The organism is Bradyrhizobium sp. CCBAU 51627 (assembly GCF_028128765.1).
Classification (GTDB): Bacteria; Pseudomonadota; Alphaproteobacteria; order Rhizobiales; family Xanthobacteraceae; genus Bradyrhizobium.
In genome coordinates, this window is record NZ_LBJG01000013.1 from 1 (window position 1) to 12,791 (window position 12,791).

Consider the following 12,791-nt stretch of genomic DNA (forward strand, 5'->3'; position numbering starts at 1 on the left):
GTTGGCCGACACCACCGGCGCAGTATCCGAGCCCGGCGTCGCCGTGAACGACTTCCACGCACTCCACAGGCTGCCGTCGTTCGCCCGCACGTAAAGCGTATCAGGGGCCGACCCACTTGGACCGAACACATAGCTCACCTGGCCGAGGTTCGCCGCTGCGACATCGATCTCGGTGCTGGCCGCCTGCGCCACCCCGTTCACCACCCAGTGACCGTTGCCACCGGTGTCCCAGAAGGCGTATTGCGCGACGGTGTCGCCGGCGTCCGCATCGCTGACCGAGAACAAGCTCGATGCCGCGATCGACAACTGACCATGCGTTGCCGTGACATTGTTCGCGGATACCACCGGCGCGGCGTCGGGCCCGGGCGTTGCGGTGAACGACTTCCAGGAGCCCCACAATGTACCGTCGTTGGCTCGTATGTAGACCGTTTCAGGAGCGGATCCAGTCGGACCGAACACGTAGGTCACCTGCGAGAGGTTCGCTGCGGACACATCGATCTCGGTGCCGGCCGGCTGCGCCACCCCATTCACAGCCCAATGACCGCCCGTTCCATCGTCCCAGAATGCATACTGGGTCATGGTGTCGGGATCGGGATCCGAAACCGTGAACAGGCTGGAGGCCGCGACCGACGTTTGGCCGTGGACCGCCGTCACGTTGCTCGCGACGACCGTCGGCGGCGTGTCGACAAACGCCTTCGCCGTAAACGATTTCCAGGCCCCCCAAAGCGTGCCGTCGTTCGCCCGCACGTAGACCGTGTCCGCCGGTGAGCCGGTGGGACCGAACACGTAGCTCACCTGAGAAAGGTTCGCCGCCGCGACATCGATCTCGACGCCAGCGGCCTGCGCCACCCCGTTCACCACCCAGTGCCCGTTGGTGTTGTCATCCCAGAAGGCATAGGTCGTGATCGGGTCACCGTCGACGTCGGAGACCGTGAACAGGCTCGATGCCGCAGCCGAGGTCTGCCCGAATGTCGCCTGAATGTTCGATGCCGACGTAACCGGCGCGTGATCGGCCCCCGTCGTGACCAGCGTTCCGGTGCCGGAATCCGCACTCACGCTGAACCGCACGCTGGGAGTCGAGTCAAGCTGCAGATCAAAGGAGGAAGCCCCCTCGGTGACATGCAGGATGTTGCCGGCCTGCAAGGTCGCCGACCCACCCGATACGAAATTGAGGCCAGCAAGATCGATGCTGTCGCCCAGCACCAGACCGCTGATGGTCGTGCCGGCCAACGAAGTGCCGTCGATCTTGAGTTGACCACCGGAGCCACTGAACGTGATACCGCCGCTCGTGACACTTCCGGCCTTCAACTCGAGCGTGCCACCCGAGAGCGTCACCGCCCCGATGGTGCCGCCGGAGGACACGACCTCCGTGCCGCCGGCAAACACCGCCTGATTGCTAGTGACCGCACCGGCAACATTGAGAGCGCCGCCGCTCGAAACACTGATGTTGAAGGCGGTCGCCCCGGACGAGAGGTTCAAGATACCGCCGCTGCTGACGGTCGTGTGGTCGATTTCACCTCCAGCCGACACGTTCACGGTGCCGCCGGAAATGCCGGTTCCCGAGCCGCTCGCGCCGGTGACGATGCCTCCGGACAGTACGTTCTCGACGCCGCCAATGTTAACGGCAACGTTGCTCAAAACCGTGCCGGCGACGGTGAAGGTGCCACCGTTCGACACGGTGATGTGGTCGGCCGTCGCCCCCGCTGAAACATTCAGGTTGCCGCCACTGAAGATGGCCGCATATTCAAACGCGCCGCCGGATAGAACGTTGACCGTACCCGAGATCCCGGTCCCCGAACCGCTGGCACCGCTAACGACACCACCCGACGAAACGATCTCAAGGCCACCGCTTTGAATGGTGACGTTGCTGGCAACCTTGCCCAGTACGTTCAGCGTTCCCGACACATTGAGCATGCTGGCGGTACCGCCCGATAGCACGTTCAATGTTCCGCCCGCGGCCACGAACGTTCCCGTACCGGCCGCGCCGCTGATAGTCCCCTGAATGACGCCACCGGAGGAGACATTCTCAACACCGCCGCTGGAAATCACCACGGTATTGGAGGTGACGCCGAAGACATTAAGCGTGCCGCTCGAATTGACCGTGGTCCCGACCCCGTTCGAGGACGCCGAGATCAGTCCGCCCGCGAGCACCGTTTCGACACCACCGCTCGAAATGAAGACGTTGCTGGTGACGATACCGCCAACATTCATCACACCGCCGGACAGCGTCACATCGTGAGCCGTCGCACCTGACGACACATTCACTACACCGCCGCTAAGCACGGTGTCGAATGACGTCTGGCCACCGGAGGAAACGTTCTCGACACCACTCGAGATGAAGTCCGAAGCTGTGCCGCCGGCCGACACATTCACCGTGCCACCGCTGACCGCGAAGTTGCTGGCCGCACCACCCGATGAGACATTGAGCGTGCCGCCGGACACGAGGAAATTCTGCGCCACGCCGCCGGACAGGATGTTCTCTGTGCCTCCGGTGAAGATCGTGGCGTTGCTGACCAGGGAGCCGGCAAGATTGATCGTGCCGCCGCTGCTGACGAGGAAATCGTGGATCACCGCGCCGTTGCTGGCGACGACATTGCCGCCGCTCGACACCGTGAAGAACTCGAACTGACCACCCGACAACACGCTGACGGTGCCACCGGCAGACACACCTGTCCCGCTGCCGACCGCGCCCGAGTGCACGCCGCCAGACGAGATGATCTCGAGGCCACCGCTGACGATCGCAACCGCGCTCGCTACCGTCCCGCGCACGTTGAAGATACCGCCGGAAGACACGCCCACAAACGACGCGATGCCGCCAGCCTGCAGGTTCAGGGTGCCGCCAGAAACGCCGGTGCCGGAGCCGGCGGCGCCGCCGATCACGCCGCCCGACAGGACGTTCTCAACACCGCCGCTGGAGATCGCGGTATTGCTGAGGACGTTGCCGCCCGCTGACACATTCAGCGTACCGCCGTTGAAGACCGTCACGTGATCGAGCGAGCCGCCCGAAGAAACATTGACCGTGCCGCCGGAAATCTTGGTGCCTGAACCGGAAGGTCCGGTCGCACTGCCACCGAAGTTGATGTTTTCGACGCCACCAGCAAGGACAGTCGTGTTACTGGTCACCGTCCCCGATGAGTTCACATTGAGCGTACCGCCGTTCGATACGGTAAGGTCATGCCCGATGCCGCCCGAATTGATGTTGAGCGTGCCGCCGCTGACGGTGGCGCTCTGCTCGGTCCCGGCTACGTTCTCGGTGCCACCCTTCAAGGTCGTGCCGATAGCCGTTCCGCCGGAGAGCACGTTGAGGGTCTGGCCCGAATTGAGCACGAAGCCCGACGAGGTCTGGCCGCTGCTCACAAAGATGGTGGAGCTGTCGACGAGCACAAGATCGGTACCCGAGCCGTCGGCGACGCCAGCGAACCGCTGGGTAAAGGTCTGTGACGGATTGAACAGCAGGTTGAGCGTTCCGAAATCATTTGTGGCGATTTGCAGAACGTTCCCGGCGCCCAGCCCGACGCTGGTGATTTCCGACAATGCGATACCGGTGAGGTCGACAATCCCGTTGCTGGTAAAGCCGGAGATGACCGTCGAGGGCATTGTTGTGCCGTCTATGACGAGCTTGCCGCCGCTGCCTGCAAAGACAACCGAGCCGGCCTCCGTCGCGCCGCCGTTGAGATCGGCCACGCCGCCGGAAATCGTGACGGTTCCGCCGGAGAGAAGCTGGGTGTTCGATGTTGCGCCGCCCGTGAAGACCGTGACCTGGCCGCCACCCGAGACGGTGGTGCCGATATCGACGCCGCCCGCGAGCACGTTCTCGACGCCGGTCGAGGACACAAAGCCGCTGGTCGTTACGGTGCCAGCGAGATTGAGGATGCCGCCCGAGGAAACGACCACGTTGTGCGCGGTTGCGCCGCCGCTGACGTTCAGGATGCCGCCGCTCAGCATGCCGACATGATCGATCGCGCCGCCCGAGAGCACATTGACCACGCCGCCTGAAATGCCGGTACCGTTGCCGGACAAACCAGTGACGATGCCGCCAGACGATACCGTCTCGACGCCGCCGGAATACACGGCGACGTTGCGCAGCACCGTGCCGCCCGAGAGAACATTGGCCGCGCCGCCACTCGACACGGCGAAGAATGCGGCCGACCCGCCAGCCGAGATATTCAGCACGGCGCCCGCAGAGATGCCGGTGCCCGAACCCGAAACACCGCTGATCAAGCCACCAGACAACACATTCTCGATGCCGCCCGCCGAGATGCCGACATTGCTCAGCGTCGTACCGGCGACGTTCAGCACGCCGCCGCTGCTGACGACAATGTGGTCGGCTTGGCCACCAGCAAGGATGTTGATGGTGCCGCTGTCGACGGTGAAATTGTTGACGCCCGACCCGACGGAATTGACGTTGGTGCCGCTCGTCCACCCCCCTGCGGCAATGGTCTCGACACCGCCGGACTGGACGTTGACATGGCTGAGCACGGTGCCGCTGACGACCAGCGATCCGCCTTTGGACACGAAGATATCGTGCGCGCTGGTGTTGCCGGCCGACACGGTGTACGCGCCGCCGCTGCCGAGGAAGATCTGGCCGCCGCTCAGGATGTTTTCGCCCGTCACGATGCCGCCGGCAAAGATCGCGAGCTGGCCGCCGCTGCCGATCGTGGCATTGGCTGCGCTGCCGCCAGAGACGGTCAGGATCGCCATGGTGCCGGAGCCGGTGGCACCGGAGGCCGTCGCGGACACGCTGAGGCCGCCGGACGAGACCGTCTGGCCGCCGCCGGACAGAATCTGGGCGCCGGTGTCGACGCCGCCGCTCGAAATCACCTCGACGCCGCCAGACAGAATCGTCCCGGTGGCGCTGCCGCCAGCCGATCCCGCCTGACTCCCAAACGGACCCACGCCAAGATCGAGGAAACCACCGCTGAGGACGGTGGTGTTGCTGGCGCTGCCGCCGCTCAACACATTGAGGGAGCCGGAGGTCCCGATGATGGTTGCTGAAATCGAGCCGCCCGACGAGACAAAAGTGCCGCCGCCACTGCTGAGCACGCCGGAGATCGTATTCGAAACCGCCGAGCCGCCGGCACCGATCGCAAGGAAGCCGCCGCCCGACACATGCGTGCTGGTCGCGATGCCGCCGCTTGAAACACTCAGCGTGCCGGAGCCGGCGACAGTGGTGCTCAATGCGGAACCGCCCGCCGAAATGCTCAGGTTGCCGAAGTTTCCACCACCGCCGTTGACGGTGGTCGAGACCGCAAGGCCCTTGGAGAAGACATTGAGCCCTCCGCCGGAGATCGTCGTTCCACTGGCGGTACCGCCTGCCACGACGCCGCTGCCCGTGTCCCAACCGAGGCCCATGTAGCCGGTGGACTGGATTACTGCGTTGGAGATCGTTCCACCGGAAAGAACCGTCTCAGCACCGCCCGAAAGGATGCTCGCGCCCGAAGCAACTCCGCCGGAGGCGACCTGCTCCTGTCCGCCGTTCGAAACAAGCGTGCTGATCGTAGTGCCGCTATTGGTCTCGAATCCTCCCCTGAGCACGGTGCTGCTGGCCGTACCGCCGGACTGCACCAGCATCGTCTGGCCGGAGCTGATGAAGAGACCCGTGCTGGTCTGGCCGGTGCTCACGACGATGTTGGCACCGCCGCTGCCAACGAGGAACAGATCAGTCCCACTACCGTCTGCACTGCGCCCGAACGATTCGGAGAACGTCTGGCCAGGATCGAGCTGCAGCGAGAGCGTGCCGTGAGCGCTGGTCGTGATCTGCAGCACGTTGCCATTGGCGATGCCGACACTGGTGACATCGGACATGTTGATGCCCGCAAGGTCGATCGTGTCGCCGTCGGCTAAGCCATAGATCGTGGTCGTCGGCATCACGGTGCCGTCGATCATGAGCTTGCCGCCGGTGCCCTGGAATATCACCGACCCGGCTTCGCTCGAACCACCCGCGAGATCCAGGATGCCGCCGGAAATGTTTACCGTGCCTCCGGCGGAGATGTTCGCAGCGCTCACGATGCCGCCGGCGACCACCCACTGGCTGGCGCCGGACAGAATCCTGGCGCCGGAATCGACGCCGCCGCTCGAAACGAACTCGGTAGCACCCGACGATAGGATTGTGCCGGTGGCGCTGCCGCCAGCCGAAGACGGCAGACCACCGCCGAGAGAGATTAAGCCGCCGCTCAGAACTGTCGTGCTGGTGGCGGACCCGGCGCTCCACACATTGAGGCTGCCGGAGTTACCGACCAAGGTTGCGGAGACTCTGCCGCCGGAGCTGACTGTAAGGTTGCCAAAATGGCCGCCGCCGTCTCCAGACACCGTGGTCGAAACCGCGAGACCACCGGAGCTGACAAGCATCGCAGCCCCGTTCAGCAGGATATTGCTGGCCGTGCCGCCCGCAAGGGACCCGCTCCCGAACGGCGAAAAGCCGCCGAGGAAGATGACGGCGCCGCCATTGACGGTTTCGTTGAGCGCCGTCCCCCCGCTGAACACGCCTTCGAAGTTACCCGACAACAGCGTGTTGGCCGAGGTCTCGCCGCCGGAGACTACGTGGATGTTTATGCCGTTCCCGGCGGTATATCCGCTCAATACGGCGCCAGGGCCAACACCGAGATTGGCACCGACGGCCAAGAAGGCACCGTTCAGCGCACTGGCATTCGCACCGCTGAGGAGTTCGACGCTTGCGAACTGGTTCACGTTCACGTTGGTGGCGGTAGCGCCACCGAACAGCTTCAGCAGGCCGCCCTGGACATTGACCTGGTTCGCCGAGCCGCCGGAGAGAATGTCGAGTTCACCGCCGTTGATGGCCGTTCCACCGGCGACGCCGCCGCTCGAGACGATCTCGAGCCCACCCATGATTCCGTTGTTGCTGGTCGTGGTGCCGGCAACGTTGAGCGTCGCGCCGAAGAAGACGTCGACATCATGCGCGGTGGCGCCGGAGAGCACGTTGAGGGTGCCGCCCGAATTGACCGTGACCGTACCCACGATCGCGCCAGCCGAGGCGTTCATGGTGCCATTCACGCCATCGTTCGGGAAGCCGAAGGCGAAATTGATCGTTCCCGATACGGTGCCGCCCGACGAGACATTCAACGTGCCGCCGCTGGCGACGAAAACGTCGCTGGTCGCGGTGCCGAGAACACCGAGCGTGGCGCCGCTCGAGACGGTGAGGTCGTGAACGGTGCCGCCGGCCGAGACAGTGGCCGATCCACCGCTGAAGAGCGTAAAGGACGCAGCGGTGCCGCTCGACAGAACGTTCAAGGTACCGCCGGAGACAGCGAAGCTGCTGGCACTTCCGCCCGCGGTGATGTTTTCGGTGCCGCCGGTAGAGATGGTGGCGTTGCTGAGCTGGAAACCGGCAAGGTTGAGCGTGCCGCTGCTCACAGTGAAGTCGTGAATGACGCCGCCATTGTCGACGTTGACCGTGCCGCTGGAAATCGTGAAGTGGTCGAACTCGCCGCCCGACGTCACGCTGACCGTGCCGCCGGAAATGCCGGTGCCGCTACCTGGCACACCGGTTTGAACGCCGCCCGACGAAATGATCTCGAGACCACCGGAAAGCACAGAAACATTGCTCTGCACGGTGCCACGGACGTTGAAGACACCGCCCGAAGATACGCCGACAAACGCGGCGGTGCCGCCGGCTTCGAGACTGAGCGTCCCGCCGGAAATGCCGGTGCCGGAGCCGCTGGCGCCGCTGATCACACCGCCCGACAGGACGTCCTCGAAGCCGCCGCTGGAGATCGCGGTGTTGCTGAGCACCATGCCGCCCGCCGACACGTTCAGCGTGCCGCCGCTGAAGACCGTCACATGATGGATCGAGCCGCCCGACGAGACATTGACCGTGCCGCCGGAAATCTTGGTGCCTGAACTGGGAACGCCACCGGCCACACCACCGTTAAGAATGTTTTCAACGGCACCGGAGAACACTGTCGCGCTCGACGTCACCGTGCCTGCGAGATTGAGTGTGGCGCCATTCGACAGCAACAGATCATGCACGACACCGCCGGCATCGACGTTGAGCACGCCGCCGCTCGAGACGGTCCCGCCCCCCTCCGTTCCGAACACGTTCTCGGTGCCACCACTCAAGGTTGTGGCGGTCGCCGTACCGCCGGACAGAACGTTAAGCGTCTGGCCAGCGCTGATGGCAAGTCCGCTGCTCGTCTGACCGGACGAGACTGTCGTGATGCCGGCACCGCTCACCGTGAAGAGGATGTCGGTGCCGCCGCCGTCGGCCACGGTGGTCCATTGGCCCGTGAACGTGTCCGCAGGGTTGAGCTGCAGGTCGAGCGTTCCGGAATTGGTGGTTACGATCTGCAACTGGCTGCCGACGATGCCGACGCTGATGATTTGCGCCGGGCTGAAACCCGCGAGATCAATCTTGTCTCCGGTGGCAAAGCCGGAGATCACCGTTGCCGGCATCGCGGTGCCATCGATCTCGAGCTTGCCGCCGGGATTGGCAAAGATCACCGACCCGGATTCGGTCGCGCCGCCGTTGAGGTCGAGCAGGCCGCCGCCCGAAATCGTGACCGTGCCGCCGGAGTTGATTTGCGTGTTCGAGGTCGCACCGTGGTTGAAGATGATCTGCTGGCCGCCACTGTCGACGACCGCGCCGATATCGAGACCGCCCGATAGGATGTTCTCGACGCCCGCCCCCGCGAATGTCAGGCCTGACGTGGTGCCACTCGAGGTGACAGCGCCCGAGGTAATCGAGCCTGCGAGATTGAGCGTGCCCGTTCCGGAGAACGAGAGGTTGTGCGCGGTGGCGCCGCCGCTGATATTGATCACGCCGCCGCTCTGGATCGAGGCATGGTCAAGCGAAGCGCCGGACAGCACGTTCAGGGTGCCGCCGGAAACGCCCGTTCCGCTGTTGGGGATGCCGGTCACGACGCCGCCGGACAGAACATTCTCGATGCCCCCCGACAGAATCGCTTGGTTGTTGGTGACGAGTCCGGCGATATTTGCCACGCCGCCACTCGACACCGCCATACGCGCCAGGGTGCCACCGGCCGACAGGTTCAGAACGCCGCCGGCCGATACTCCGGTGCCCGAGCCAGGAGCACCGCTGACAAATCCTCCCGACATCACGTTCTCGACGCCACCCGCGGAGATGCCGATGTTGCTCAGCACCGTGCCGTAGACGTTCAGAACGCCGCCGCTCCTAACGACGAGATGATCGAGTTGGCCACCCGAGAGGACCGTGACCGTTCCGCTGTCGACGTTGTAGATGTCGGTGGTCCCGGCCGAGGAGTTGAAGCTTGTTCCGCTGCCCCAGCCTCCGGATGAGATGATCAGCGAACCGCCAGTGGCCACGCCGACGGCTGACACGGTATGACCGGAAGATACGGTGTAGGAACCGCCGCTGCCGATGAATAACAGGCCGCCGCTGAGGATGTTTTCACCGGTAACGGTGCCGCCGCCATAGATGGCGAGTTGGCCGCCGCTCGATATCGTCGGCGCAATGGCGGAGCCACCGGACAACGCCAGGATCCCGAGGAAGTTGCCGGACCCGGTCGATCCGGTGACCGTGGCGGAAAGGCTGGTGCCTCCGGCAAAAACGGTTTGACCGCCGTGGGTCAGAATGGTGGCACCGGAATCGACGCCGCCGCTCGAAATGAACTCGCCGCCACCGGAAAGAATGGTGCCGGTGGCGGTGCCCCCCGCGGATCCAGGGTTGCCGTTGAACGGCGCCACGCCGAGATCGAAGAAGCCGCCGCTGTTGACCGTTGTGTTCACAGCGGCGCCGCCGCTCAGCACGTTGAGGAAACCGGAGCTGTCGACAGTCGTGTTCGAGATGGAAGCGCCCGAGGAAACAGTCGCGCCACCGCTGGAGATCGTCACCGAATTCGTCGACGCTCCCATGGAGAGATTGAGAGAACCTCCCGACACAGTCGTCTGCACGGCGGTGCCGCCCGAGAGCAGAAACACGCCGGCGGACGTGCCGATCGTGGTGCTCGTAACGGAGCCGCCCGAGGAAACCGTCAAGTTTCCGAAGAATCCGCCACCACCGCTCACCGTCGTCGAGACGGCCTGACCTCCATTCGCGACCTCCACGAAGCCGCCGGCAATGGTCGTGCCCGTGGCGCTGCCGCCGGACGATGCGGTCGGGTCGCCCGGTATGTCCTGCCCGACACCGAAGAAGCCGCCACCGCTGACAGTCGTGGCTGTTGCGGTCCCACCGGCATACAGATTGACCGCGCCCTGACTGCCGATCGCGGTATTCGAGATCGACCCGCCGGATGACACGTTCATGATGCCGAAGCCGCCGCTGGCGCCGGTCAACGTTGTTGAAACCGCGGCTCCACCGGAATTGACGTTGACAAAGCCACCCGACGCCACCGTCTGTGACACGACGCCGCCATTGTCGACGTCCAAGGTGCCGCCGAACAGCACGATATCGCCCGTGTCGGTGCTCGAAGAGACGTGCGCGGTCGTGCCGCTGGAAATCGTCGTCATTGCTTGCCCGCCCCTAAGGCTAGATTAAAATGATTTGCCCTCAATGGTCTTTGACACTTCTTTTGGGCGGGCCGGAAATCCGGGCATTCGCTGAATCACCTGCTTCACGTGATCGGCTGTGATGAGCCGGGTGCACTCAAATTGCCGCGGCGTGTTGGCGTGGCGCGGGCACCACAGGAAATCCTTGTGGTCAAAGCGCACGCGCGGATCATTCCAGCAGCTGTTGCAGGCGTGAAAGTTGATGACGCGATAGGGTGTATCGAACTCATTTGTCGGGTGCGTGAAGCCGCTGATCATCAGGACCGGAGTGCCGGACGCCCAGGCGAGCCATGACAATCCGCTCGAAAGCCCGATAAAGAAGTCGGCATGCTTGAGATAGCGAAAGCGCTCGGAGAGCGGCTTGTCGCCGGTCTCGTCCTCGACCCCGTTCGGAATGTGATTCCAGATCAACTGCGTACCGTGGGTCGGCTTTTGGTCGATGCAGATCACGCGATAGCCTGCCTCCTTCAGGAAGGCGATGACCTCGCGCCAGCCGTGCGGGTTATTCCAGTACTTGCTCTGCGTCGTACTCTGCACGGCGATGCAGACATAAGGTTCTTCGATCGGACGCGAATCGTTTTCGATAACAATGCGCGGCGCCTGTTCGGTCGGATCGACCCCGAGAATGTAGCCCGCGGTGCGATGCAGGCCGACGTGGCGAAAATCGGTTGGCTGAAACACGCAATCCTTGTCGTCGAAGAACAGGCCGATGCTGTAGGTCGCGTAATAGCGCTCCGGCTTGACGTCCTCATGCGTGACAAACTCGATGTCCGGATAGGCGTTCTTGAACAGCGTGATCAGCGGCGCGCCCATCGCGCAGCTCAGCTTGCAGCCGTGCTTCTCCTTGAACCTCACCGCATAAGGAAACCATCCCATCGGATCGCCGAGCGTGCCGACCGGGAATTGAATCAGGACCTCGCGGTCCTTTGCCGAATATTCGTGCTGAATGATTTTCTCGCCCTGATGCGAGACCTCGACGCCAAAGCGAACGTAGTAGCGTTTGCTGCTGTTCACGTAACCACCGGCGAACTCGGTCTCGAACAGGATATTGCCCGTGTCTAGATCGCGGATCTTCACCTGCCAGGGATGTTCGCCCTGGGGACAGACGATCCGGGCGCCGTCGTTGAAATCGAAGCGCACGCCATTCGGCGCGGTCTGTGTTGGCGTCGACGCAGGCGCGGGATAGGCACGCTTCGGCGCGTCGCCATCTGATGCTACAGCCTCCGGCTTGACCGCTGCGACGGAGACCGAACGGTCAACGATTACTCTGGGTTGGTCCGGCACATGGTCGGTCGAGCGCTTCAGCCCGATCACCGGCGCGACAGCAATCGCATTCACGAAAATCCCCCGCCCGAAAAAAATAAAAAACGCCTGAAATGGTAACTAGACGGTAAGCGAGATTGACAACCTCGTCAACAGACGAAAACCTTGGCGGGTACATCTACTCGCGGCCGCTCCGGACCCCGCCGACATAAAGAAGATGAAACGATGAGCCGCAATCCAAGCAAGATCCCATTTGTGATCGCCGCGTCGGCTCACGGCCCGCTAATTGTCAACCGGCTGGACTATCACACAGCGAGCGAACACATCTTCGGCGTTGGAATCCAGATCCTTGAGCACGGCGCCTTCGATGTCACCGAGGTCGATCTGACGAAGGGCCTTCTTGCACTGCGAAGAACCTACAGCGGCGATGGCGTGGTTGCGATCGACTGCGGGGCAAATATCGGCGTTCACACAATCGAATGGGCCAAGCACATGGACGGCTGGGGTTCGGTGATCGCCATCGAAGCCCAGGAGCGGGTCTACTACGCGCTTGCCGGCAATGTTGCGATCAACAACTGCTTCAACGCGAGGGCGGTGCATGCGGTGGTCTCGTCGGAGGTCGGGTCAATAGTGGTGCCGGCCCTAAGTCACCAGATACCTGCCAGTTTCGGCAGCCTGGAGATCAGGCGGCGCCCTCGCACCGAGGAGATCGGCCAGTCGATCGACTACACCGAAAGCACCGGGGTTGAGACACCCATGGTCACGCTGGATTCGCTAGCCATAAAGCGCTGCGATCTGATCAAGATCGACGTCGAAGGCATGGAATTGAGCGTGCTGGAGGGGGCTGCCAGGACGATAGAGCACCATCATCCCATCATCCATGCTGAGTTCATCAAGACGGACAAGGGCAAGCTGGTCGAAAAGCTGAGTTCGTACGGGTATCGGACCTACGACGCGGGGCAGAACTGTCTGGCCATCCATCAGACCGACCCGAGCCTTTCGCACGTCGAGCCCCGCTCAACGTCTTGAAGACAACCGACATCTCC

General features: G+C 63.4%; 3 protein-coding genes. 1 reads left to right on the forward strand and 2 read right to left on the reverse strand.

Annotated elements, in window-relative coordinates:
- The coding region (locus XH88_RS07515; RefSeq protein WP_271614776.1) for a hypothetical protein at nucleotides 1-10,443 on the reverse strand (10,443 nt) is incomplete at its 3' end.
- A 24-nt stretch (nucleotides 10,444-10,467) separates the two neighbouring features.
- Nucleotides 10,468-11,820 carry an autotransporter strand-loop-strand O-heptosyltransferase gene (locus XH88_RS07520; protein WP_271614777.1) on the reverse strand — a complete coding sequence of 451 codons (1,353 nt, stop codon included), beginning with the start codon at nucleotides 11,818-11,820 and terminating at the stop codon, nucleotides 10,468-10,470.
- Between the two features lie 150 nt (nucleotides 11,821-11,970).
- On the opposite strand from XH88_RS07520, the gene XH88_RS07525 reads away from it, so the two are divergent.
- The gene (locus tag XH88_RS07525; RefSeq protein WP_271614778.1) at nucleotides 11,971-12,774 is read left to right on the forward strand and encodes an FkbM family methyltransferase; all 804 of its coding nucleotides are present in this window, start codon (nucleotides 11,971-11,973) and stop codon (nucleotides 12,772-12,774) included.
- Nucleotides 12,775-12,791 lie beyond the last annotated feature (17 nt).